Annotated in this window: 26 protein-coding genes and 2 riboswitches; of the genes, 19 read left to right on the top strand and 7 right to left on the bottom strand. The window is 32.2% G+C overall.

Annotation, left to right across the window (positions count from 1 at the left end):
* Window positions 1–51: 51 nt before the first annotated feature.
* From N3C_RS05160 to asnA, 4 genes are all read left to right on the top strand, one after another.
* The gene (locus tag N3C_RS05160) at window positions 52–789 is read left to right on the top strand and encodes a polysaccharide deacetylase family protein (RefSeq protein WP_074364996.1); all 738 of its coding nucleotides are present in this window, start codon (window positions 52–54) and stop codon (window positions 787–789) included.
* A gap of 14 nt (window positions 790–803) precedes the next feature.
* A complete protein-coding gene (locus N3C_RS05155) occupies window positions 804–1,421 on the top strand; it encodes a DNA-3-methyladenine glycosylase (protein WP_074364995.1) in 618 nt (205 codons plus the stop codon).
* Between the two features lie 83 nt (window positions 1,422–1,504).
* The gene (locus N3C_RS05150; protein ID WP_074364994.1) at window positions 1,505–2,038 is read left to right on the top strand and encodes a hypothetical protein; all 534 of its coding nucleotides are present in this window, start codon (window positions 1,505–1,507) and stop codon (window positions 2,036–2,038) included.
* A gap of 93 nt (window positions 2,039–2,131) precedes the next feature.
* The gene (gene asnA / locus N3C_RS05145) at window positions 2,132–3,148 is read left to right on the top strand and encodes an aspartate--ammonia ligase (RefSeq protein WP_074364993.1); all 1,017 of its coding nucleotides are present in this window, start codon (window positions 2,132–2,134) and stop codon (window positions 3,146–3,148) included.
* A gap of 74 nt (window positions 3,149–3,222) precedes the next feature.
* On the opposite strand, the gene ispF is transcribed toward asnA, so the two are convergent.
* Window positions 3,223–3,699, bottom strand: a complete 477-nt coding sequence (gene ispF / locus N3C_RS05140) for a 2-C-methyl-D-erythritol 2,4-cyclodiphosphate synthase (RefSeq protein WP_074364992.1) — start codon at window positions 3,697–3,699, stop codon at window positions 3,223–3,225.
* Window positions 3,700–3,878: 179 nt separating this feature from the next.
* A complete protein-coding gene (locus tag N3C_RS14985; RefSeq protein ID WP_178377770.1) occupies window positions 3,879–4,052 on the bottom strand; it encodes a hypothetical protein in 174 nt (57 codons plus the stop codon).
* Window positions 4,053–4,282: 230 nt separating this feature from the next.
* On the opposite strand from N3C_RS14985, the gene N3C_RS05135 reads away from it, so the two are divergent.
* The 3 genes from N3C_RS05135 to N3C_RS05125 all read left to right on the top strand — a co-directional run bounded on the left by N3C_RS05135 (window position 4,283) and on the right by N3C_RS05125 (window position 6,054).
* Window positions 4,283–4,894: a class D sortase gene (locus tag N3C_RS05135; protein WP_074364991.1), complete on the top strand. Its 612-nt coding sequence runs from the start codon at window positions 4,283–4,285 to the stop codon at window positions 4,892–4,894.
* Between the two features lie 453 nt (window positions 4,895–5,347).
* The gene (locus tag N3C_RS05130) at window positions 5,348–5,545 is read left to right on the top strand and encodes a hypothetical protein (protein WP_074364990.1); all 198 of its coding nucleotides are present in this window, start codon (window positions 5,348–5,350) and stop codon (window positions 5,543–5,545) included.
* Between the two features lie 65 nt (window positions 5,546–5,610).
* Entirely contained in the window at window positions 5,611–6,054 is a 444-nt protein-coding gene (locus N3C_RS05125) for a hypothetical protein (RefSeq protein WP_074364989.1), read from the top strand.
* Between the two features lie 126 nt (window positions 6,055–6,180).
* On the opposite strand, the gene rluF is transcribed toward N3C_RS05125, so the two are convergent.
* A complete protein-coding gene (gene rluF, locus N3C_RS05120; protein WP_373432797.1) occupies window positions 6,181–6,987 on the bottom strand; it encodes a 23S rRNA pseudouridine(2604) synthase RluF in 807 nt (268 codons plus the stop codon).
* Window positions 6,988–7,172: 185 nt separating this feature from the next.
* Here rluF and N3C_RS05115 point away from each other — a divergent pair, with 185 nt between their 5' ends.
* Window positions 7,173–7,400, top strand: a complete 228-nt coding sequence (locus N3C_RS05115; RefSeq protein WP_074364988.1) for a glutaredoxin family protein — start codon at window positions 7,173–7,175, stop codon at window positions 7,398–7,400.
* 56 nt (window positions 7,401–7,456) lie between these two features.
* Here N3C_RS05115 and N3C_RS05110 read toward each other — a convergent pair whose 3' ends face one another.
* Entirely contained in the window at window positions 7,457–8,476 is a 1,020-nt protein-coding gene (locus N3C_RS05110) for an anti-sigma-I factor RsgI family protein (protein ID WP_074364987.1), read from the bottom strand.
* A 260-nt stretch (window positions 8,477–8,736) separates the two neighbouring features.
* On the opposite strand from N3C_RS05110, the gene N3C_RS05105 reads away from it, so the two are divergent.
* The gene (locus N3C_RS05105) at window positions 8,737–9,933 is read left to right on the top strand and encodes a zinc ribbon domain-containing protein (RefSeq protein ID WP_074364986.1); all 1,197 of its coding nucleotides are present in this window, start codon (window positions 8,737–8,739) and stop codon (window positions 9,931–9,933) included.
* 31 nt (window positions 9,934–9,964) lie between these two features.
* Here N3C_RS05105 and N3C_RS05100 read toward each other — a convergent pair whose 3' ends face one another.
* Together N3C_RS05100 and metA are read right to left on the bottom strand one after the other, a co-directional pair.
* A complete protein-coding gene (locus N3C_RS05100; protein ID WP_074364985.1) occupies window positions 9,965–10,411 on the bottom strand; it encodes an RrF2 family transcriptional regulator in 447 nt (148 codons plus the stop codon).
* Window positions 10,412–10,595: 184 nt separating this feature from the next.
* Window positions 10,596–11,501, bottom strand: a complete 906-nt coding sequence (gene metA, locus N3C_RS05095) for a homoserine O-acetyltransferase MetA (protein WP_074364984.1) — start codon at window positions 11,499–11,501, stop codon at window positions 10,596–10,598.
* 139 nt (window positions 11,502–11,640) lie between these two features.
* A riboswitch (SAM riboswitch) is annotated at window positions 11,641–11,736 on the bottom strand.
* A 235-nt stretch (window positions 11,737–11,971) separates the two neighbouring features.
* Here metA and N3C_RS05090 point away from each other — a divergent pair.
* The 5 genes from N3C_RS05090 (at window position 11,972) to N3C_RS14980 (ending at window position 16,504) form a co-directional block, all read left to right on the top strand.
* Window positions 11,972–12,511 carry a hypothetical protein gene (locus N3C_RS05090; protein ID WP_074364983.1) on the top strand — a complete coding sequence of 180 codons (540 nt, stop codon included), beginning with the start codon at window positions 11,972–11,974 and terminating at the stop codon, window positions 12,509–12,511.
* A gap of 281 nt (window positions 12,512–12,792) precedes the next feature.
* A complete protein-coding gene (gene cysK / locus N3C_RS05085; protein WP_074364982.1) occupies window positions 12,793–13,728 on the top strand; it encodes a cysteine synthase A in 936 nt (311 codons plus the stop codon).
* A gap of 167 nt (window positions 13,729–13,895) precedes the next feature.
* A complete protein-coding gene (locus N3C_RS05080; RefSeq protein WP_074364981.1) occupies window positions 13,896–15,029 on the top strand; it encodes a cysteine desulfurase family protein in 1,134 nt (377 codons plus the stop codon).
* A gap of 1 nt (window position 15,030) precedes the next feature.
* Entirely contained in the window at window positions 15,031–16,179 is a 1,149-nt protein-coding gene (gene thiI / locus N3C_RS05075) for a tRNA uracil 4-sulfurtransferase ThiI (RefSeq protein ID WP_074364980.1), read from the top strand.
* A 178-nt stretch (window positions 16,180–16,357) separates the two neighbouring features.
* Window positions 16,358–16,504 (top strand): hypothetical protein, encoded by a 147-nt coding sequence (locus N3C_RS14980; RefSeq protein ID WP_178377769.1) that lies wholly within the window; start codon window positions 16,358–16,360, stop codon window positions 16,502–16,504.
* Window positions 16,505–16,598: 94 nt separating this feature from the next.
* Here N3C_RS14980 and N3C_RS05070 read toward each other — a convergent pair whose 3' ends face one another.
* On the bottom strand, window positions 16,599–17,441 hold the full coding sequence (locus N3C_RS05070) for a hypothetical protein (protein ID WP_074364979.1): 843 nt from the start codon (window positions 17,439–17,441) through the stop codon (window positions 16,599–16,601).
* Window positions 17,442–17,443: 2 nt separating this feature from the next.
* Window positions 17,444–17,568, bottom strand: a riboswitch (cyclic di-AMP (ydaO/yuaA leader).
* 206 nt (window positions 17,569–17,774) lie between these two features.
* Between N3C_RS05070 and N3C_RS05065 the strand changes: the two genes are divergently transcribed.
* The 5 genes from N3C_RS05065 (at window position 17,775) to hcp (ending at window position 23,710) form a co-directional block, all read left to right on the top strand.
* Window positions 17,775–19,037, top strand: a complete 1,263-nt coding sequence (locus tag N3C_RS05065; protein WP_373432796.1) for a DNA polymerase Y family protein — start codon at window positions 17,775–17,777, stop codon at window positions 19,035–19,037.
* Between the two features lie 111 nt (window positions 19,038–19,148).
* Window positions 19,149–20,051, top strand: a complete 903-nt coding sequence (locus tag N3C_RS05060) for a DUF2156 domain-containing protein (RefSeq protein WP_074364977.1) — start codon at window positions 19,149–19,151, stop codon at window positions 20,049–20,051.
* A gap of 17 nt (window positions 20,052–20,068) precedes the next feature.
* Complete coding sequence (locus N3C_RS05055) at window positions 20,069–20,614, top strand: GNAT family N-acetyltransferase (protein ID WP_074364976.1); 546 nt, start codon at window positions 20,069–20,071, stop codon at window positions 20,612–20,614.
* 103 nt (window positions 20,615–20,717) lie between these two features.
* Window positions 20,718–22,091, top strand: coding sequence for a citrate/2-methylcitrate synthase (locus N3C_RS05050; RefSeq protein ID WP_143312601.1), 1,374 nt, complete (start codon window positions 20,718–20,720; stop codon window positions 22,089–22,091).
* Window positions 22,092–22,414: 323 nt separating this feature from the next.
* Entirely contained in the window at window positions 22,415–23,710 is a 1,296-nt protein-coding gene (gene hcp / locus N3C_RS05045; protein WP_074365056.1) for a hydroxylamine reductase, read from the top strand.
* The last annotated feature ends 45 nt before the right edge of the window (window positions 23,711–23,755 follow it).

Genomic DNA, 23,755 nt, shown 5'->3' with positions numbered 1-23,755 from the left:
ATAGGATGGGTAATATAAATTTGTAAGAAAGATATAGGGGGCGAACTATCTATGAAATTGTATAGAACTTATGATAAAGTAATAATAGTGGCTTTGATTATTATTTCTTTTCTATTTAATAATTTATCCTACTCTGCTAAAGCTTCTAATTTTCAAGACAGCGGTGATAAGGTGATATATCTTACCTTTGACGATGGACCCATTCCTGGAATAACGGAAGATATTTTAGATATATTAAAGGAATATAATGTGAAGGCAACATTTTTTGTTGTTGGTAAGGAAATTAAGGAAAGGGAACATATATTGAAAAGAATACATGAGGAAGGTCATGGTATAGGCTTACATACCTATAGTCACAAATTTTCTTCTATTTATAAAAGCCAGGATGAATTTATTAGAGAGATGGATGAAACAAGGGCCTTGGTGGAAGAAGTTATAGGCCTTGATACCGGCGCTATAAGATTTCCAGGTGGTAGTGATTTAATGTTGTCTCAACGGCTTTTAAATAAACTTCATGAAAGAGACTATAGAGTTTATGACTGGAATGCTAGCTTGGAAGATGGGGTAAAAGGTGGAGCTAGCGTAAAGACTTTACTGGAAAATGCAAAGAAGATTAAGGGAGATAAAAACAGGGTTTTCTTATTAGCTCACTGTAACTCTAATAACCGTAATACCTGCAAGGCTCTTCCTTCAATTATAGAATATTATAAGGAACAGGGTTATATCTTTAGTGTTATTGATGAAAATACAGAAGAATATTACTTTAAGATTAGGAAAAATAATAAATAAAGGAAAGATAGATTATGAAAAAGTTAGAGCGAAGTTTTTACAGTAGAGATACTTTACAGGTGGCGGAAGAACTTTTAGGCAAGTACCTAGTTAGGAAGATAAATGACAAATTCCTAATAGGTAAAATTGTAGAGGTGGAAGCTTATATGGGAGAGCAGGATAAGGCTGCTCATTCCTATGGAGGTCGAAGGACTGAAAGAAATGAAGTGATGTACGGTGAAGCAGGACATATTTACGTATATTTCATATATGGTATGCATTATTGTTTTAATGTCATCACGGAGAAGGTGAATGTGCCTAGAGGAGTGCTTATTCGTGCTCTAGAGCCTATGGATGGTATGGAAATCATGGCTTTAAATAGGTATAAGAAAAGCTTAGAGGAACTTACCAGTAGAGAAATAAGGAATTTAACCAATGGTCCTGCTAAACTTTGCTCTGCCTTAAATATCACTAGAGAACATAATGGAATGGATATATGTAAAGATGATTTTTATATTGGCCAAGATGAAAAGAAAAGAGAAAACTTTGAAATAGTTAAAACCACTAGAATAAACATAGATTATGCAGAGGAAGCTAGGTTTTATCCTTGGAGATTTTACATTAAGGATAATCCATATGTATCTAAAAAATAGTGTTTTCTAGTAAATTTAATTAATATATAATATATTTAACATCAAAAGATTATATAACCAAATTTGGATTAAGGGGGATGTGTATGGATAAAAGTTACTTAATGGTAGGCCTAATGGTCTTGGCTCTTATACTAATTGTAATAGGATTAGTAAAAAAAGCAATTAAATTTGCTTTGACCATTGTTGTAATATTGATAGCTATTGCTTTAGTAGATATTATTGCTTATGGTGTGTCACCGGTGGATGAATTTAATGCCTTTGTAACAAATATAAAGTATGGAAAAACCATTGCTACAATGACAGGTGATATAAAAGATTCCGTTGGTAATATAACAAAGGTTCTAAGTGATGATAAATTAGAAAAAGCAGATATAGAAATCTTAAAAGAAGAAAACCAAAAACTTCATAATTATAAAGAGCAACTAAGCAAGCTAGAACATAGCAAAAGACTTAATGATTTTCATAATACCTATATGGGATACTTGGATACAATAATTAATATTACCGATGGGGTAGTAAAAGAAGCTTCTGGTGGTGAAACAGTAATTACAGGTGCTAGTGAAAAGCTAGATAAAATAAAGGAAACTATCAATAATCTTACAGGTTTAAAGAAGTAAATATTTTAGAAATTTAGTGCTTTTTTTTACACTTGTATGTTAAAATATCATAGGGGTTTTAACTAGGATATAAAATTTAAAGGGGGCAATAAATTGCATCAGAAGAAATTATATACTGTTCCTGATAACTATTGCAGTGTATTTAGTTTAAAGGAAACAGAAAAAGCTATAAAATACGTCAAAGATTTTTTTGAAAGGGAATTGGCTAAGGAGCTTAATCTAATAAGAGTTTCTGCACCCTTATTTGTAAAGAGAAATTCCGGTATGAATGACAATCTTAATGGTACTGAAAGACCAGTAAGTTTTGATGCTCTTGATATAGATGGAGAAATAGAAATAGTTCATTCTTTAGCTAAGTGGAAGAGAATGGCCTTATATAGATATGGTTTTGAACCTGGCGAAGGTTTATATACGGATATGAATGCTATAAGAAGAGATGAAGAATTAGATAATATTCATTCTATTTACGTGGATCAATGGGACTGGGAAAAGGTAATACATAAACATGAAAGAAATTTGGATACCTTAAAGTCCGTTGTAAGAAAAATATACAATGTCTTTAGAAGAACAGAAGACTATGTAATGGATTTATATCCTGCAATTGAAAAGATATTACCGGAAGATATTTTCTTTATAACATCTCAAGAGCTAGAGGATCTGTATCCTGCTTTAAGTCCAAAGGAAAGGGAAACAGTTATCACCAAGGAAAAAGGGGCAGTGTTTATAATGCAAATTGGTGATAAATTAAAATCAGGTCAAAAACATGATGGTAGGTCACCGGATTACGATGATTGGAAGTTAAACGGAGATTTATTATTATGGTATCCTGTACTGCAGTGTGCTCTAGAACTATCTTCTATGGGGATAAGAGTAGATGAAGAGGCTTTAGCTTATCAGCTAGAAGTTAGTGGTTGTACTGATAGAAAAGAATTAGATTTTCATAAGAAACTTTTAAACGGAGAGTTACCTTACACCATAGGTGGCGGTATAGGTCAATCAAGAATATGTATGTTTTTCTTAAGAAAAGCCCATATAGGAGAAGTACAAGCTTCTATGTGGCCTGATGAAATGATAGAAGCATATAAAAAGCACAATATAATATTATTATAAATATGAAAATCCAGGAGACTTTGCAAAGTCCCCTGGATTTAATTATGTTACCAAGTTCGAATGAATTTTAATTGCTAACCTATTTCCTTTAGAAGGCAAATGCTTTGTGAAGAAATGCCTTCTCCATTTCCTGTAAAACCTAAACCTTCTTCTGTGGTAGCCTTCACATTTATTTGATCTACATCTATATTTAAGGTTTTGGCTATATTTTCACGCATATTTAATATGTAAGGAGCCATTTTAGGACGCTGGGCAATAATTGTAGCATCTATATTAACTATTTCAAAGTTTTTTTCTTTGATTAAGGTTCCTACGTGCTTCAGAAGGGAGAGGCTAGATATACCTTTATACTGAGGATCAGTGTCTGGGAAGTGCTTTCCAATATCTCCTAAAGCTGCAGCACCAAGAATACTATCCATAATTGCATGCACTAAAACATCAGCGTCGGAATGGCCGGATAAGCCCTTTTCAAAGGGAATATTTACTCCTCCTATAATGAGATCTTTATCCTCTACCAGTCTATGAACATCGTAACCCATACCGATTCTCATATTAATATCAACTCCTAACTTTTGATCTTATTTTTGAATAAGGCCTTTGCATAAACAGGCCGTATTTATCAATAGTATAGCATTAATAATATAAGTGTAAAGCAAAAAAATACTCTGCATCCTAAGGATAACAGAGCATTGATTATATAGATTATTACGAAATAGGAGAAAATCGTAGCTTACATCATTTCTTTGAAAGGAGAAACTTCGTTAACGGGCTTACTGCCGGAGGTAAAGGTGAAAAAATTCTTAAGTCTATAATAACAGGATTTTAGCAGTCCAGGATTTGATTTTTTGCTGCTATATTTTTTTGCCTGCTTCTTAAAGTCCACATAAATAACTTTACCACTCATAAAAGTCACTCCTTTGATAATAAAAGTAAGGAACTAAGCGAAATGTAAACCTTTAAATTTCAGAATATTCCTTCTCTAATTTCATTCTAGCATACTTTTGTGAAAATGTTAAGGGGGCTAAAAAAATATATACTAAAAGTATATCCTTATTTTTACCTTATATATGATATAATATATAATTAATTAGTAATATTTACATATTTACCGTAAAATTTATGGGGGAATAATTAATGAAAAGTAAGGTATTTGGTATTTTATTAATATTAGTTGGAGCATCTATAATAGGGTGGGGAGTTTATATAAATTATCAAGGAAATAAGGTTAAAAATGATTTAATAGAAGGTTTCGAGAGAGAGCTAAAAGCCATGGAGCAATGGGAAGAATTAAATGAGAATTCTACAGACTCTTCTGAAGATAAGGACAACCCTTCAAGGTTGACAACAAATAGTAAAGCCATAGCTATGCTTGAAATACCAAAAATAGATTTACTGGTGCCTGTAGTAGAGGGGACAGATTCACAAGACATAAAATACGCTGTAGGCCATTTTAAAAATACAGATATGCCTGGTACTACCGGAAATTTTGCTGTAGCGGGTCACAGGAGTTATACATATAATGAGTATTTTAATAGATTGGATGAATTGATAAATGGTGATATTATAAAAGTTAAAACAAAAGATGGAAAGCAATATACCTATGAGGTTTTTGAAAAGATTGTAGTAGAACCAGAGGAGACATCGGTATTAATGAGTACAGAAGAACCAATAATAACATTAGTTACTTGCACTCCAATAAGAGTAGCTACCCATAGGTTAATTGTAAAGGGTAAATTAATGGAATAGTATATTTTTAAGGTTCCAATTAGAAAACTTAACTTATATATGACGGTGGTCTTTGCATTTATAAGTTTATAGTTGAAATTGGAACCTTATATTATTATGGTTCATATTTATTAAAGTTATACACAGGTTATCAACAGTATTGTGAATAATGTGGGTAAAAGTTAGATCGCTAATAACTAAGTTAATTTTAAATATGACTAATTTATGTATAAATAATGAATAAGTTGTGAATTTAAACAAATATTACATAACTTATTAACAAGATTAATGTGGATAATGTGAATTAGTTCATTAAAATATAATAAGTTTTAAAAATTATAATTTAAAAAAGGAATAAAAAGTTATTAGTTTTATAAAGAATTTTCGCAATGTTATGGAATTAACAGGTTTTCCACAGGATATTGAATAATATCAACACAACTTGTGCATAATTTCATCAGGAGGATTAATTAATTGTTAAAGGAGACTGGTGTTATGGAAAAGAAAACTGTTAATATACCCTTTATATTTTTAATGGTAGTCTTACTGATTTTTTTCGTGGTAGCTTTTTTGTTTAATAGATATAATTATAAAAAAATGTATAAAAGCAATATGACTAATGCAGAAGAAGTTAGATTATTTCCACCTTCTCCTAACAATTGCAATTCCTAACCTCTATTCAATAGGGGAAAAATGACATATAGCATCCGCTAGCGGGCAGATAGAGGTGATAAGCTATGCTAAAGAAAATGATAACTATATTATTATCCTTATTATGTTTTTTAACAGAAGCAATGGAAGGTAAGCCTCTAGAAAATATCGAAGTCTTTGATATAAATCAACAGACTGTAGTAAAAATAGTGCCTAACGATTATGAAATTCAAAAGTTAGTGCAAAACTATATACAGGGAATTGATGGAGTGTATAGTAAATTTAATCCGATCCCAGAGAAAGGTTACGCAGTAAAAATTCCATTAGCCCCAGCGGTGAAAGTAGATAATAAAGAAATTAAAGTTCCTATAGAGCAAGTGATTTTAATGTGTCCGGAAAATGAGAGACCTTTCTTAATGCTTATGCAAGATGAAAATAAGTTAAGCTGCTTTACTTTTAAAGGAAGTTCCCTCGTCCTTTTAGAAAGTATAGGCTATGAACCCTCCTGTAAAATAACAGATATAGTATAAGAAAAAAGCTCCACAAAGAAGAGAACAGATACTTGACTCATAAAAACATGAATCTAGTATCTGTTTTCTTTTATCTAATATATGTTTTTAGATACCTGATATCTGCTATATGTCCTCAGTTGCTGCTTATCTGGCTTCTAGCTCTGATCCTTCTTTGGTTTTTACTGAAGTAGAAATAAGCTTATTTATTGTACGCAACTCATCTATCGTTAAATGACGCCATTTTCCTACAGGTAAATCTCCTAGTTTAACATTCATAATCCTCACTCTTTTTAGCTTAACTACTTTATAACCAAAGACTTCGCACATTCGTCTAATTTGCCTGTTCAAACCTTGAGTTAAAATTATTCTAAATACATTTTTACCTTCTTGTTTAACGGTGCATTTCTTGGTGATAGTTCCAAGAATTCTTACACCGGAAGACATTCCTTTAATAAAATTCGGAGTTATAGGTTTATCAACAGTAACTACATATTCCTTTTCATGATTATTACCAGCTCGAAGAATTTTGTTTACAATATCTCCATCGTTAGTAAGAAAAATAAGGCCTTCAGAATCCTTATCCAAGCGACCTATAGGAAAGATTCTTACAGGATAATTGATATAATCTACTATGTTATCCTTATCTCTTTGATCAGTAGTACAAGTGATTCCTACAGGCTTATTAAAGGCTATGTAAATAAATTTATTTTTTAAAGTTATTACCTTGGTATCAACTTTAACGATATCTTTTGCAGAAACCTTATCTCCCTGCTGGGCCTTGACGCCGTTAATGGTTACTCTGCCTTGCTCAATAAGCTTATCCCCTTCTCTCCTAGAGCAAAAGCCGCTTTCACTAAGATACTTATTTATTCGTGTAAATTCTCCTTTTTCCTTATGTTCAATAATTGCCTTTGCTTTTTTCAATTTTTTCACCTCGAGCAGTCCCTTTATAACTAAATTTTTTGACTTATTCCATAAAATTATACAATTTTCATCATATGATGTGAAGAAAAATTTAATTGCTAATGGAAAACTTGAAATAAGATGTAAATAATATTATAATTGATTATACCGTATAAGGGTATTAAGATACTTGATTAATAGTTTCTTGCAAAATAAATTTTAGGAGGAAACATATGGAGAAAGTTATAGTATATACATCAAATTCCTGTACTTATTGCACAGCAGTAAAGAATTATTTAAAGCAGAATGATGTTGAATTTGAAGAAAGAAATGTATCTAAGCCTGAATATCGAAAAGAGTTGATAAATTTAGGTTTTATGAGTGTACCAGTATTAAAAATAGGCGATGAAGTTATAAAAGGTTTTGACATAAATGCTATTAACAACAGTTTAGGACTTTAATAAATAAAAACAGAGAATTTTTTCTTATTCTCTGTTTTTATTTATTAAAATCTTTTTTATTCAGAAGAAAGAGTTCTACCGTTGTAATTTATTGTTACAGATAGCTCATTATCTTTTATATATTTTTGGCTTTTACTTAAGTTAATAGAAGAGTGATGGTCACCAGATATATATATATTAATAGACTCTGATTTATCTAAATAAGATCTGCTCACAGCGGTCTCCAATATGGAAGCTAAAGCTGAATCTATGTTTTTATTAAAGGTTGACGCTTCTTTTTTCAGAGTATTTGATCTCTGATTCATTGCAGTGACTTTAATAACTCTATTCAGTTTATTAATTTCAATATTCATAGAAAGACTACTAGAATCAATTATTATAATCTGATCTTCCTTGAAGTATATAGATATGGCAAAAAATAAAGCTAATACTGTAATAAATATAAAAAGTTTTCCAGGAGCATTATAATAATCCCGTTGCTTTTTAATTTTCCCTGAGCAAAGCTCTCCTATAGAGTATTCATCATCTACAGAAATCAGAGCAAAGTCCCCAGTGGAAGTAAGAATGTAGCAGCATTTTGAAAGGCTTTTCAAAACTATACCTATAAGTTTATCTTCTCCATTATTTATATTCATAATTTCCTTTGATTCGCTTTTTTCATTAACGAAGGCATCCATGGTCTTGATATTAAGGAAAGAGGATAGGTTACTGTAATTATTGTTGAATATTATGAATAAAGTTATTATATATTCTGACCATCTCTCAAAGAATTTCTGAGGCTTACCACTAATTGCACACAGCTCCTTGTAAGGAAGGGTATGGCGTATCTTTATCCAGTTGCTAAGCTTCTCATTTTCTGTGCAAATTATTGCTATATTAAGTAACTCATCCTTGATAATAGGACGGGGATTAGATTTTGCAAGGTTTTTAAAGCTAATATTATATATGTATAATTCCTTTTGCAAAAGAGAGATTTCTTTTTTATAAGACTGTAGAATGGATGCATCATATAATGGAGTTTTATCATCATAGCTAAATTTATACCTGCTTTTCTGCATTATATATTTTATATTCAAGTTGAAAACCCTCCTATGAAACGAAAGTAGGAATCTTTTGTATCTTTATTATTCTCTATTTCTTGTACTTTTCCTTTTTATTTCTTTTGTATTATTCATGGATTTATTGATTTTCTTATATATGATATCAAATTTAGGACTAATAGTACAGGTAAAGAAGGAATTTACAAGGTTCATAAATAATAGTAGCAAAGGTAGAGATTAAGAAGGAAATTTCATGATAATTATCGAATAATTAATAACATGAAGGAGATGAAAAAATGTTAACCTGTGAAAAATGCGGCGCTGATATCAGTGAAAATGATAAATTTTGCAACAATTGTGGAAACGTTATCACTGCAACTGAAAATAAGGAAAGTAAAAAAATAGAGGATTCAGACAACATAACAATAAGAATTATGGATGATAATTTAGAAGAAAAATCTAGTGTAACTGTTAAGACTAAGAAAGAGGTTATGTCTATAAAGGTGTATCTAGCTTTTCTTATACTAGTCATACTTGCCTTTATGCTGTTTTATATAGCTACCAAGGAGAAGGAAAATAGAATAGGAAACAGTTTTTATAATTATGCATCTGGAGGAAAAGCTACCCAACAGGGAGACTGGATATACTATTCAAATAATGGAGTTATTTATAAGACAAGAATACAAGGTGGAGGAATTGAAAAGGTAGTAGATGAGCCTAATTGCAGGAATTTAAGTGTTATAGGAGATTATATTTATTGCAATGGATATGATGGTAATATATATAAAATTGAGATAAATGATAAAAGTATTACTAGGCTGATTGATATGAAGGACATTCCAGTGAAGAATAAATTTACTAATGGAGCTATCAGACTTATTAATACAGTAACAGATAAGGAAATTTATTATAGTGTTTTTACAGTTGATGGTACTACTCTATACAGGATGGACTTAAATGGTGGTAATATTAAAAAGATAGCATCTGGATATTACCGAATATTAAGTGTTGATGAAAAATATATTTATTGCATAAGTTTTTCTGAATGGTTAGGATGTAGTAATATTGCAAAATATAGAATTGTTAGGTTAAAAAGAGATGGTTCAGAAAATGAAGTATTATATGAAGATGCAATGGATAATTTAAATAGTGTATGTATAGATAATAATATTTTATATTTTGTATCAGAAGGATCAATACTTTACCAATATGACTTTAGCAGTAAAAAGAAGAAACTAGTCTTAGAAAAGGTTCCATCCTTAGATATGCCTGTTAAGGATGGATGGATATATTATTTAGAAGACTATAACATATATAGAACAAAGACTGCTTCAAATAAATCTGAAAAAATTACAGATGATTTAGTGAGTTCGGTAGATGTAGGCTTTTATATTTTTGATAACCATATTTTTTATACAAATGATAAAAATGATTATATAATAATGAAAACTGATGGTAGTGAAAAAGTAACAATTAAAAGCTCTGAGCATTGATTATAAAATGCTCAGAGCTTTTCTTTTAGGTTTAAATTGTGTAATCCAAGATATATTCAGAATTTAATTTTTTATATTGATTAACTAAGTCTTCTAAGGTTATGGAATCTACTACATCATTTATAGCTTTAGTTACTTCTTGCCAGACCGTTACTCTAATACAGTCCTCAATACTTTTTTCGAAGGTAGAAGTTTCCGGATCATCGTTGATTATATTAAGCTCCCCTTCTAAGGTTCTTAAAACATCACCTACCGTTATAGCTGAAGCACTTCTTGAAAGACAATAACCGCCTTGAGAACCCCTTATACTTTTTACTAAGTCGGATTTTCTTAGAGTAGAGAAGACTTGTTCTAAGTAATTTTCTGATATATTTTGTCTTTCTGCAATTTGCTTCAGTGGTATATAATCACCATTGGAATTTAAGGCTATATCAACCATAGCTCTTAATCCATAGCGTCCTTTTGTAGAAATTTTCATATCATAATCACCTTCTGTAATTAAATAATTAATATATAGTATTCCAATTCGTTATATAAGATAATACTACTATATTAGTATATTTTAGTCAACTTCCTGGCACAGAGAGGCTAGTAAGGATACTTTATATAAGTTAAAAAAGACGCTGTATCCAAAAGTATACAGCGCTTAGATAACTGATCTCTTATAGTTCATAAGGAGTTTCCTGATAAACATAATAGTTTAACCAGTTAGAAAATAGTAAATTACCGTGGCCTCTCCAAAGCACTATTGGCTTTTGGCTAGGATCATCTCCCGGAAAATAATTTTTAGGAGGCTTTATTTTTAAACCTCTAGCTAAGTCTCTATCGTATTCGTATTTTAATGTATAAGCGTCATATTCAGAATGTCCCATAACAAAAATTTGCTTTCCATCCTCTGTAATAACAATGTGTACACCACATTCCTCTGACTCTGTTAATATACGTAAGCCTTGTACCTTTTCTATATCTTCTTTTCTTACTTCTGAATGTCTAGAGTGAGGTACATAAAAAAGATCATCAAAGCCTCTTAGAAGTTTTTCATTTTTATAGTTGAGCTTATGAGGAAATACACCAAACATTTTTTCAGGTAAAGGATACTTGGGTATTCCATAATGATAATACAAGCCAGCTTGGGCAGCCCAACATATATGAAGGGTGGAAGTTACATTGTGCTTACTCCATTCCATAATCTCAGTTAATTCTGGCCAATAATCTACATCTTCAAAGGGCATATGTTCAACTGGGGCTCCAGTAATTATAAGTCCGTCGAATTTTTTATCCTTTACTTGGCTAAAGGTACTGTAAAAGGTTGTAAGATACTCCATTGGTGTATGTTTGGATTTATAAGTTTCTTGATAAAGTAAAGTTATTTCTATTTGCAATGGACTGTTACTTAAAAGTCTCAGCAATTGAGTCTCCGTAGTAACTTTTATAGGCATAAGATTTAATATAGCTATACGCAAAGGTCTTATATCTTGATGAAAGGCTCTGTCTTCATCCATAATAAAGATATTTTCATTATTTAATATCTCTCTTGCCGGTAAAGCATTTGGGATTTTTATAGGCATATGTACCCCCCTATCTTTAAGAAATTATCAAATATAAATTAATGAAGTGAGATATTTATTTGGATGAGAAATTAACCAAAATTATTAATATTTATGCAAAAATAAAAAACCTACTTCGATAGAAGAGGTTAATATTTCACTTCTATCTTTCAGCTTATGGCTGTTGGATTTAGCACCTTGATGTACAGGTTGCCGGGTTTCATAGGGCCATTCCCTCCACCACTCTTGATAGAAAAATTATTCATTTTTATATGTATAATACATTAATAAAAATTAATTGTCAATAAAAAAATAAATTACAAAGATTTCAACTCAAGTATATTAAAAGGAGAAATAAAGGCGAAAAAAGGAAGTTAAAATTGGAAGGAAAATATTGTAAAATATATTATTTGATGGTAATATTTAGATATAGCAAACAAGGTTTAGTAATATGTATATTAGCATACTTTTGAAAACAGGGGGGAATACATATGACAAAAAGGTATTACATCATTTTCTCTGTGATATCTCTTATTATTGTCATAATAACTACTTCTATTAAGTTGTCAAAAAATAAAATGGCCACTGCTGCAGGGGGAACTTATACTGTAAACAATATAGATCAATTAATAAGTGATTCGCCTTTAATTATTGTTGGGGATGTGGGTGAAGAAAAAGAAACAATAAAGGAAGATGGTGTGAAATATAAAGTTTCACAAATAAATGTAGTAGAGATATTGAAGGGGGATATCATGGTAAATAGTGATGGCATAAAGCTTATGCAGATGGACATACCTCAAGACCCCGCTGTTGAAAAAGGAAAAAGAGTACTTCTTTTTTTAAAGCAGTATAAAAGTAAAAACTTCCAAGATGGATATATATGTGTAGGATTAGGACAAGGATGCTATGTTATAGAAAATAAAAAATTAAAACCTTCCTCATCAATATCAAATTCATTAAAGAATAGCATTGAAGATCAAAAAGATGTATTAGAATATATAAAGTTGAAGGCTGCTGTAGGTTTAAAGTAAATAGAGCTGTTTTATAAGGTTATGGCAAAGGAAGAGGGGAATAACTCTTTGTCATAACCTTTATATATTTTTGTTTTTACTACCAATTTGAATAAATATTTATTATGAAGCTTTATGTATAAAAAGTTTTACAATTAATCAATATAATAAATGTAAGAAAAATATAGATATTGTTGACAAATTGTACACTTTAGTATATAATAATAGTATAAAAACATAGTAATCCAATAGGAATTCTACATAAATCAAATGTTTATTATAAGTATTAAGGAGGACAAACAATGGCTAAGATAGCAAAAACCCTTACTGATTTAATAGGAAATACACCATTACTAGAATTACAATCATATGGCAAAAAGAATAATTTGGGGGCAACTCTTATTGCAAAATTAGAATATTTCAATCCCATGAGCTCTGTAAAGGATAGAATAGCTTATGCAATGATCACTGATGCTGAGGAAAAGGGAATTTTAAAGAAAGATTCAGTAATAATTGAACCAACTAGTGGAAATACCGGTATAGGCTTAGCATTTGTATCCGCGGCAAAGGGATATAGATTAATTTTAACAATGCCTGAAACAATGAGTATTGAAAGAAGAAAATTATTAAAGGCTTTAGGAGCGGAACTAGTTTTAACTCCAGGTACGGAAGGTATGGTGGGAGCTATAAAGAAGGCTCAGGAATTAGCAGAAAGCATTCCTAACTCCTTTATTCCTCAACAATTTGAAAATCCAGCAAACCCAGCTATCCACAGAAAGACAACTGCTCAGGAAATATTAAGAGATACTGATGGAAAGATTGATATTTTTGTGGCTGGAGTAGGTACAGGAGGTACTGTTACTGGTGTAGGAGAAGTGTTAAAGGAAGCAAATCCAAATGTAAAGATTGTAGCGGTAGAACCTTTTGATTCCCCTGTACTTTCTGGAGGAAAACCAGGTCCTCATAAAATACAAGGAATCGGCGCAGGATTTGTACCAGATATATATAATTCCAAGGTGATTGATGAAATAATAAAAGTTAAGAACGAAGAAGCCTTTGAAGCTTCAAGAGCTGTGGCAAAAGCTGAAGGTCTTCTAGTAGGTATATCCTCTGGAGCAGCATTACATGCAGCTACTGAATTAGCAAAGAGAGAAGAAAACAAGGGTAAGAATATAGTAGTATTATTACCAGATACCGGTGAAAGATATCTATCTACTGTTTTATTTGGTGAACAATAATTTTATGCAGGAAAGAATGAACACCTGTTGAAATTCATATATAGATTTGTTATAAAAAAAGTGTTTATGGATAAAAATTTTATCTATAAACACTTTTTTTAAAACCCTGTTGCTGAAAAGGCATTATTTGATATAATAAGTTAGATAATATAATAGGAAGTGGTTTTATGCAGGTGTATTTTGATAACGGTGCTACCACTCAGCCCTTTGATGAGGTAGTAGAGCTTGTGGCCCAAACAATGAAAAATAATTTTGGTAACCCTTCTTCCGCTCACGGTCTAGGACTTAAGGCAGAAAAGGCCCTTAATGAAGCTAGGGATGTAGCGGCCAAAACTATTAACTGTACCAGAGATGAAATAATATTTACTTCCGGCGGCAGTGAAAGTAATAACTTTTTAGTAAAGGGATTTACATCAGCTGGAGCTCACATAATAACTACTGAAATTGAGCATCCAAGCATTCTAAATACCTTTAAGGATTTAGAAATGGTTGGAGCAAAAGTTACCTACTTAAAGGTTGATCAATATGGACGCATTTCTTTAAAGGACCTAGAAAATAGTATAAGCAACCAAACTAGATTGGTAAGCATCATGCATGTTAACAATGAAATAGGGACTATTCAGGATATAGAATCTATAGGGGCCCTAATAAAAGAAAAGAGTCCTAGGGTCAAGTTCCATGTTGATGCAGTTCAAAGTTATGGAAAGCTTAAAATAGATGTGAAAAAGGCTCAAATAGACCTACTATCTGTCAGTGGACATAAAATTCATGGTCCTAGGGGAGTTGGTTTTTCTTACATAAAAAAAGGTTTTTATCCCAAGGCCTTAATAAGTGGTGGCGGACAAGAGAGAAACTTTAGATCCGGTACGGAAAACTTGCCCGGCATTGTAGGTATGGCAAAGGCTGCGGAAATCATGTATACTAATATTGAAAAAAATTACTTAAAGGCAAAAGAGCTAAAAGAATATTTTATAGAATCTCTTAAGAGTCTAAAAGATATAAAAATAAACAGTCCTAGTGAGGAATTTTTTAGCCCTTATATTTTAAGTGTATCCTTTCTAGGGGTAAGAGGTGAGGTGCTCTTGCATCTTTTAGAGGAAAAAGGGATATATGTATCCACCGGCTCTGCTTGTTCTTCAAATCATAATGCTGATAGCCATGTGCTTAAAGCTATAGGCTTGAGCACTGCACAGACAAAGGGAACTATAAGATTTAGCTTTAGTGAGTTTAACACTAAGGAAGAAGTGGACTACACTATGGAAGTACTAGAAAAAAGTTTGAAATTTTTAAGGAGAAAGTAGTATGAGAAAGCTTTTACTTATAAAATATGCATCAGAAATATTTTTAAAAGGATTAAATAGAAACAGTTTTGAAAACAAACTAAGAAGCAATATAGAAGCAGTACTTAAAGGTTGCCAATATGAATTCACCTATGATCAAGGTAGATGGTTTATCTACAGTGAGGATTTAGAGGATGTAATGTCAAAGGTTAAAAAGGTCTTTGGGGTTTCTGAAGTATGTATAGTTACAGAAGTAGAACCTACTGTAGAGGCTATTGGAGCTCAAGCTATTAAGGAAGCCCAGGACTTTGGAGAAACTACTTTTAAGGTTGTATGCAACCGTGCTAACAAGAAATTTCCTATAAACTCCATGGAGCTTGGCCGACAAATAGGAGCTATAGTTTTAAAAAATGTAAAAGGTTTAAAGGTTGATGTACATAATCCTGAAAAGGTAATAAATGTAGAAGTAAGGGAAAAAGCTTATATATATTCCAAGAAAATAAAAGCTGTAGGAGGATTACCTTACGGCACCAATGGTAGTACTATGCTTATGCTTTCCGGTGGTATAGATTCTCCAGTAGCAGGCTATATGATGGCTAGAAGAGGGGTAGAAGTAAGTGCTATATACTTCCACAGCCATCCTTATACTAGCGAAAGAGCAAAGGAGAAGGTAAAGGACCTAGCAAGAATATTAAAAGGCTACACCGGGAAGATTAATCTTTATGTAGCACCCTTTACCGATATTCAAATGGCTATAATAGATAAATGCCCAGAAAACGAGTTAACTATAATAATGAGAAGATTTATGATGAGACTAGCCTGCAAGGTGGCAGAAAAGTATAATATAGACTCAGTAACTACCGGTGAAAGTATAGGTCAGGTAGCCAGTCAAACTATGCAAGGATTAGTAGTTAGCACTGACGTAGCAGATAGACCAGTATTCAGACCTCTCATTGCTATGGACAAAACAGATATTATGGATATAGCAAGAGAAATTGGTAGTTACGAAACATCAATACTACCTTATGAAGACTGCTGTACTATATTTGTACCAAAACATCCAAAAACAAAGCCAAGATTGGATATAATAAGAAAATCTGAAAGTGTACTAGATATAGATAAATTAGTTCAAGATGCTATGGATAATTTGGAAATATATGAAAATCTTTAAGAGATAAACATCAGGATTATTATAGAAGTAGTGGGTATCAAACTATTGGAAAAGTAGTTTGATACCCACTATTTTTGTCTTATAGTATAGGAAAAGAATAAAGAGTTAGCGGCTCTTGCCAATGGGACTTTCATATAATAATAAGCTTACAGCTCATTACAAAATGCTATAAGCGCATATGTTCATAACAGCAAAGGATAAGGATAAAATTTATGAATATGCTATTGAGTTTCAGACAGCCTTTGATAAGGATATTGCTATAAGAATTTTCAGATACAGCTTTGAAAGAGCCTTAAGAATAGAAAACATTAGTTCCAAGCTATAAGCCAAGAACAAGGAGGCAAGGCCGGAGGCCAAAGCCCTAAGCACACAGCTCAGATCCACAGGCCCCATGGTGGTTGCCGCTGGCCATCTGACTTCTATTTTCCTGCTGCCACCTTAATAGCAGCTTGATGCTGAGGATCTGGTTTTCCATCCATATGACGAGTGCTATTAAGGAAATGTATATCAAAGTGACCATCCATACCGTTATTCTTTACCACATCCAAGTTGGAACCAGCACCGTATCCTTGAGACCTATTTTCAACATAAGCATAAGCTGGTTGTGAGTCAATACCTGCATGGGGCATAGCACTCATAGAAGCTGCTAATACTCTGCCTTTAATGTATATATGTATTGGCCTTCTTTCCCAACTAAAACCACCCCATATACTTTTAATGATTTCTGTATCCTCTAAAGTAAGAGCTTCAGTATCTGCATGGTTGGTGCCCATGGTTCTTTTTACTTTAAAAGTTTTACCGGTATAAATATCCTCAACGGTAGCTATTTCCCCTATAGCAAAGACTGAACTAGCGGAGTCCCACCAATCTAAAAGTTCAATTTCTTGCTTAGTCTTAGCATATGTATTTTTCTCAGGTGATGATTTTTCACTTTCCTCATCATTACTAGAATTTTCTACATAGGAGTAAGGATTTATACCACCTCTAGAAAAAGTAGTAGCCTGTTTTGTTGTATCTGTAGCCCTATCAGTTTCAGCTGCTTCTTTAATAGTACTTTCAGTACTTTCTTCCGAAGTCTTTTTTTTATCCTTTGCAGCAAAGGTATTACTGTTTTCTTTTGTTAATGTATCTGTAATAGTAGAATTTGTTGAATTTTTCTCATTTCTTTGAGCATGTCCCATCATTCCTAAAGCAACAGTGGAAGAAAGGATAAATAATGAACTCATGGTAAAGGAAACTATATTACTTATACTTTTTTTCATTTTACACCTTTTTTTTATGCCGACGAAGTTAGTTGACGGGTTCAGGAAAGAGAACCTTACCTTTATGGATTCACCCCAAAATAGAATTCCTCCGTTGTCAAAGAATGACATTAGGCAAATTATAGCTTGTACACATCGTAAATTATATAATGGATGTCCAAGACACTTGTTCATTATAGCAAACTATTTTATATATCCAAGAGGTAATTTGTCCCTATAAGTAAATTTTAAAATAGGTTTTACCCTTGAACATTCGTTCGAATACAATTAAAATATAAGTAATATACTATAGATAGCCATATTTATAGAGTAAAAATCTAGGAGGAGTTAATGGTGAATTTTTATAATGATAGGATTATATTTCATGTGGATGTTAATTCTGCCTTCTTATCTTGGAGTGCGGTAGATGCAATTCAGCATGGTAGCTCCTTGGATATAAGGGAAATACCTTCTGCAGTAGCTGGAGATATAGAAAATCGTCATGGTATAATTCTAGCAAAATCAACTCCTGCCAAAAAATATAAAATACAAACAGGAGAACCTATATATACAGCAAAACAAAAATGTCCTCAGCTTTACTTGGTGCCACCTAATTATGCTTTATATGTACAGTGTAGCGATGCTATGGTAAATATATTAAGGGAATATAGTCCTTTGATAGAGAGATACTCGATAGATGAATGTTTTATGGATATGACAACAGTAATGGATATATATAAGGATCCAGTGGAAACTGCTTTTAAATTAAAGGAAAGGATAAAAAAAGAGCTGGGATTTACAGTGAATATAGGGGTATCAAACAATAAGCTCTTAGCAAAAATGGGATCGGAGCTTGAAAAGCCGGATCGTTTACATACTCTATTTCCAATAGAAATGAAAGAGAAGCTATGGCCCCTACCAGTAAGTGAACTCTTTATGGTAGGAAGAGCAACAGCCCCAAAACTTAATGCTATGAACATATACACTATAGGAGATTTGGCTAATTATAATCTAGATATGCTCAAGAGAAAATTTAAAAGCTATGGTGTAATGATATGGAATTATGCTAATGGTATAGATTCTTCTCCTGTTATAGATAATAAGTCCATAGAAATGAAAAGCATAGGAAATTCTACTACCATTCCCTTTGATGTAGATGATAGGCACACTGCCCACATGGTGATTCTATCCTTAGCGGAAACAGTAGGAATGAGATTGAGACATTCTAAAAACCTTTGCCAACTTGTACATGTATACTATAAAAATAATCTTTTTATGGGTAAGGCAAAGCAGAGGAAGCTAAAATACAAAACAGATTGCACAGATCACATAAACAAGGAAGCTTGCATTCTTTTTGATGAAATATGGGATGGAAGTCCCATAAGGCAATTAGGAATTGCAGTATCCCATCTATCTACAGCTTACATAGATCAAATTTCATTTTTTGATGAAGGTAATATGGAAAAAAAGCAGAGATTAGATAAAACCATAGATGATATAAGAAGGAAATATGGTCTGAATTCTGTGGTGAGATCTATATTTTTAAACTCTGGTTTGAAGCCATTAAATGGAGGTTCCCCCTTAGAAAAGGGAGAGGAAAGAACTACAATATTTTAAGTTTATAACATAGTTTTATAATTTGCCTCTCTTGATATTCTATATTGATATGGTAAAATAAAAACATTATGAAATAATAATTATACTCTACAAGTAATTAGGGAGGAAAAAATGACGGAATTTAAAGCAATAGAGCTGGAGGATAAGGAACTTTTTAATAAGTTTTTTGAAAGATATACATTTAAAACCTATGAATATGCTTTTTCTACGCTATATTTATGGAGAGATATGTGTAAAACCAGCTTGGCAGTAATTAATGATGCTCTTATAATTAGAAAGGAAGAGAGAAATAAAGGCCAATATTTTATGGCACCAATAAAGGCGGAAAGGCAAAAGTTAAAGGATATTGTGCAAGAGCTTATGGAATATAAAAAAGCAAGCACCAATATGCCTTTTCTTTTTAGAGACATAGAAGAAGAGTTCTTATTGGAGCTAAAAAGCTTATTTGGTGATAAAGTGGAATACGAAGAAGATACTAATAACTTTGATTATATATACAGCACATCAGAACTTATTGAGCTTTCTGGAAAGAAATTTCACGGTAAGAAGAATCACTTTAATAGCTTTGTTAAAAGTTATGATTATGAAATTAAAGATATTAAGGAAGAAAATATAGGAGAGCAATGTATCTTCTTTGCAAGACAGTGGCTAGAAAATAAAGAAGATGCTAATTATCAATTGCAATATGAACTAAAAGTTATAGAAGACATGATTTTAAATTTTCATAAGCTTGATCTTGAAGGTATGGCGGTAAAGGTTAATAATGAAATTGTAGCCTTCACTCTAGGAGAAAAATTAAATGAAGATATGGCAGTAATACATATTGAGAAAGGAAACAATGATTATAAAGGGGTTTATGCCTTCATAAATAAGATGTTTTTAACTAATTATTTTAGCGATGTAACTACTGTTAACCGACAGGAGGACTTAGGTGTAGAGGGATTGAGAAAAGCAAAGGAGTCTTATAATCCTATTAGATTAGAGAAAAAATATAATGTTAATATTAATATATAAAGTCGAGGGAGAACAAGATGAGAAAGTTACTTCAAGGTAAAAATGTTAAAATAACAGCCTTAAGAGAAGGAGAAGAAAAACTTCTAGAACAGTGGTTTGATGACCTTGAATTTATGAGATATTATGATGTGGAAGCAGCTATCCCAAAGGGCCAAAGAGGGGTAGAAGATACCAAGGACTACTACAATAACAGTAATGAAAGGCTTATTATGGCTATTAGGCTAACAGAGGGAGATAGGTTAATAGGGGTATGTGGCTTTGACAACATTATTTGGACAAATGCCACTGCATTTTTATTCATAGGTATAGGAGATAAGGAATTTAGGAATAAAGGATTGGGAAAGGAAGCCTTAAATCTTCTACTAGATTATGCATTTAATGAAATGAATTTTTATAAGGTCCAACTGCACGTAATTGAATATAACAGGCCAGCTATAAAGCTATATGAAAGTGTAGGCTTTATAAGAGAAGGATTGTATAGAGAGTATGTTTATAGGGATGGAACAAGATATCATATGTTTTTATATGGAATGTTTAAAAATGAATGGGAAAGAGATGATTAATTATACACAATTTTGCATAAGTTTTTAATTCCATAAGTAAATTTTTTGTGATAAAATAATATTATACATTTTTTTGGGGACAAATAATTTGGGGGGATATGAATTGGATGTTAACACTTATCTTGACAAAATAGATAACCTTGCGAATTTATCAAAGGAAAATAGTTTCATAGAACAGGAATACTATAATATATATGATGTAAAAAGAGGACTTAGAAATAACAATGGAACTGGAGTTTTAGTAGGGCTAACTAAGATTGGAGAAGTATGTGGTTATGTTGTTGAGGATGGGAAGAAGATTCCTGTAGATGGTAAACTTTATTATAGGGGGATAGATGTAAAGGAAATTGTAGATGGTTTCCAAAAAGATCACCGATTTGGTTTTGAAGAGGTATGCTTCTTACTTTTGTTTGGAGTACTTCCCAGCAGCCAAGACTTACAAGAATTTAAAGAACTAATATCTGAAGTGAGAAAATTGCCCTATGGCTTTGTTGAGGATATGATTTTAAAGGCTCCAAGTAAGGATATTATGAATAAATTAATGAGAAGTATTCTAGTATCCTATTCCTATGATAAAAATCCAGATGATACTAGCGTAAAAAATGTTTTGAGACAAAGTATTGAGCTTACAGCCAGGGTTCCTAGTATGTTAGCCTATGGATACCAGGCTAAATCTCATTACTATGACTATAATAGTTTATACATTCATGCACCACAGCCAGAATTAAGTATTGCAGAAAATATTTTATATATGATACGACCAGATAATGCATATACTGCAAAGGAAGCAGAGCTCTTAGACTTGGCTATGGTTCTACACGCAGAACATGGTGGAGGTAACAATTCAGCCTTTGCAACCCATGTTGTTACTTCTACAGGAACAGATACTTATTCTGCTATAGCAGCAGCAGTAGGTTCCTTAAAGGGGCCAAAGCATGGTGGAGCCAACATTAAGGTAATGCAAATGATGGATTATATAAAAGCAAACCTAAAAGATTGGCAAGATACCAATAACATAAGGAACATATTAGAGAAAATACTAAGAAAAGAGGCCTTCGATGGTAGTGGTCTCATATACGGAATGGGACATGCTATTTATACCAAGTCAGACCCAAGAGCACAATTGCTTAGAGAAAAAGCAAAGGAACTTGCTTTAGAAAAAAATCGTATAGAGGAATACAATCTCTATAGAAATATAGAAAAGATATCCATAGATATCTTCCGAGAACAACGAAATCGTGTCATTGCAGCAAATGTAGACTTCTACTCTGGCTTTGTTTATGATATGCTAAACATTCCAAGAGAGCTTTACACTCCAATTTTTGCAGCAGCCAGAATTCCAGGTTGGTGTGCTCACAGAATTGAGCAATTAGTAAGCGAACCTAAAATTATTAGACCGGCTTACAAGAATGTAAGTGCTAAAGCTCAATATGTACCTATGAATAAGAGAAAGAATATTTTTACTAAAGAAAAATAGGTTAAAACAACTTAAAAATTAAGTAGGAAAAATTAATAAGTATAAAGAAATGCTAATAGATCAAAGAAGAAATAGGTCTATTAGCATTTTTTATTTTAAAAAGTAAAAACATTTTTTATAAACCGTAACATATATCACAGAATTTATGGCTATTATGAATTAAAATAAGAACTGTGGTCAAGCTGTTAAGAGCAGAAGCCTTAAAACAGAAGAGATAAAAGACCAATATTAAACACGAACATAATCAATTAAAAATAATAATTAATTACAATATAAGGAGAGATAGAAATATGTGTGGAACAACAAATAATAATGCAAACCCAATGTTTTGCTATCAGTGCGAACAGACTCCAGCAGGTGGATGTACAAAATTTGGTGTATGTGGTAAGAATCCTGATATTGCAAGCTTGCAGGATATAATGATATTAGGACTTAAAGGTGTAGCAGCTTATGCTACTCATGCTAGAGAGCTTGGACTTCATAGTGAGGAAGTAAATGCTATAACCCATGAAGCCTTATATACTACATTAACAAATTCAAACTTCAGTCTTGAAGAAAACATAAATATGGCCTTAAAGGTAGGAACTGCTACTGTTAAAATAATGGAAGTTCTTGATGGAGCTCATACTTCAAGATTTGGTACACCAACACCAGTTAGGGTTTCTCAAGACAAGATTGAAGGACATTCAATATTAGTAACAGGACATAACTTATCAGCTCTTTATGAACTATTAAAGCAGACTGAAGGCAAGGGCATCAATATATATACTCATTCTGAAATGCTTCCTGCCCATGGATATCCAGAATTAAAGAAATTCCCTCATTTAAAGGGGAACGTAGGTAAGGCGTGGTATGATCAAAGAAAGCTTTTTGAAGAATTCCCAGGAGCTATTTTAGGAACAACTAACTGCCTAATGCCAATAACTACAGGACACTATGGAGATAGATTCTGGACTTATGGAACTGCTGGACTTGAAGGTGTTCCAAAGATTAAAAATAATGACTTCTCCCCAATAATAAATAGAGCCTTAGAATTACCGGCTGTAAATATTGAATCTGATAAGACAGTAGTAACAGGGTACCATCATAGCACAGTTTTAAATATTGCTCCTGAAATTATAGAAGCAGTTAAAGAAGGTAAGATTAAGAGATTTTTCGTTATCGCTGGTTGTGATGCGCCAACTAAGGGAAGAGATTACTACAGAGAACTAGCTACAAGTTTACCAATGGACTGTGTACTCTTAACAACTTCCTGTGGTAAGTTCAGATTCAACGATGTAGATTATGGAACAGTGCCAGGAACTGATATTCCAAGATATATTGATCTTGGACAGTGTAATAACTCTGGTTCTGCCGTTAAGATAGCACTAGCCTTGGCAGAAGCTTTCCAATGTTCAGTAAATGAATTACCATTAAGCATAGTATTATCTTGGTTTGAGCAGAAGGCTGTTGCAATTCTTCTTGGATTGTTAAGTCTTGGAGTTACAAACATTCATATAGGACCAAGCGCACCAAAATTCATAAGCCCAGGAGTATTAAAGGTGCTTCAAGATACTTTCAACTTACAATTGATTAGTGGAGATGCAAAGGCTGATTTGGCTAAATTTTTAGGTGAATAATTAAGATACAACACCCATCCTAATGATGGGTGTTTTTTTGCTCTA

The sequence above is a fragment of the Clostridium sp. N3C genome (genome assembly GCF_900095445.1).
GTDB lineage: Bacteria > Bacillota > Clostridia > Clostridiales > Clostridiaceae > Clostridium_AU.
The sequence above is the reverse complement of the archived record's forward strand: the minus strand, read 5'-3'. Positions and strand labels throughout refer to the sequence as shown.

Excerpts from the sequence above, each read along its gene's own strand:
- N3C_RS05055 (WP_074364976.1), top strand. The coding sequence starts at position 20,069 with ATGAGAAAGTTACTTCAAGGTAAAAATGTTAAAATAACAGCCTTAAGA.
- N3C_RS05105 (WP_074364986.1), top strand. The coding sequence starts at position 8,737 with ATGTTAACCTGTGAAAAATGCGGCGCTGATATCAGTGAAAATGATAAA.
- N3C_RS05070 (WP_074364979.1), bottom strand. The coding sequence starts at position 17,441 with ATGAAAAAAAGTATAAGTAATATAGTTTCCTTTACCATGAGTTCATTA.
- N3C_RS14980 (WP_178377769.1), top strand. The coding sequence starts at position 16,358 with ATGTTCATAACAGCAAAGGATAAGGATAAAATTTATGAATATGCTATT.
- N3C_RS05135 (WP_074364991.1), top strand. The coding sequence starts at position 4,283 with ATGAAAAGTAAGGTATTTGGTATTTTATTAATATTAGTTGGAGCATCT.
- N3C_RS14985 (WP_178377770.1), bottom strand. The coding sequence starts at position 4,052 with ATGAGTGGTAAAGTTATTTATGTGGACTTTAAGAAGCAGGCAAAAAAA.
- ispF (WP_074364992.1), bottom strand. The coding sequence starts at position 3,699 with ATGAGAATCGGTATGGGTTACGATGTTCATAGACTGGTAGAGGATAAA.
- N3C_RS05155 (WP_074364995.1), top strand. The coding sequence starts at position 804 with ATGAAAAAGTTAGAGCGAAGTTTTTACAGTAGAGATACTTTACAGGTG.
- cysK (WP_074364982.1), top strand. The coding sequence starts at position 12,793 with ATGGCTAAGATAGCAAAAACCCTTACTGATTTAATAGGAAATACACCA.
- N3C_RS05115 (WP_074364988.1), top strand. The coding sequence starts at position 7,173 with ATGGAGAAAGTTATAGTATATACATCAAATTCCTGTACTTATTGCACA.
- N3C_RS05125 (WP_074364989.1), top strand. The coding sequence starts at position 5,611 with ATGCTAAAGAAAATGATAACTATATTATTATCCTTATTATGTTTTTTA.
- N3C_RS05060 (WP_074364977.1), top strand. The coding sequence starts at position 19,149 with ATGACGGAATTTAAAGCAATAGAGCTGGAGGATAAGGAACTTTTTAAT.
- N3C_RS05160 (WP_074364996.1), top strand. The coding sequence starts at position 52 with ATGAAATTGTATAGAACTTATGATAAAGTAATAATAGTGGCTTTGATT.
- thiI (WP_074364980.1), top strand. The coding sequence starts at position 15,031 with ATGAGAAAGCTTTTACTTATAAAATATGCATCAGAAATATTTTTAAAA.
- N3C_RS05080 (WP_074364981.1), top strand. The coding sequence starts at position 13,896 with ATGCAGGTGTATTTTGATAACGGTGCTACCACTCAGCCCTTTGATGAG.
- hcp (WP_074365056.1), top strand. The coding sequence starts at position 22,415 with ATGTTTTGCTATCAGTGCGAACAGACTCCAGCAGGTGGATGTACAAAA.
- N3C_RS05090 (WP_074364983.1), top strand. The coding sequence starts at position 11,972 with ATGACAAAAAGGTATTACATCATTTTCTCTGTGATATCTCTTATTATT.
- N3C_RS05150 (WP_074364994.1), top strand. The coding sequence starts at position 1,505 with ATGGATAAAAGTTACTTAATGGTAGGCCTAATGGTCTTGGCTCTTATA.
- metA (WP_074364984.1), bottom strand. The coding sequence starts at position 11,501 with ATGCCTATAAAAATCCCAAATGCTTTACCGGCAAGAGAGATATTAAAT.
- N3C_RS05100 (WP_074364985.1), bottom strand. The coding sequence starts at position 10,411 with ATGAAAATTTCTACAAAAGGACGCTATGGATTAAGAGCTATGGTTGAT.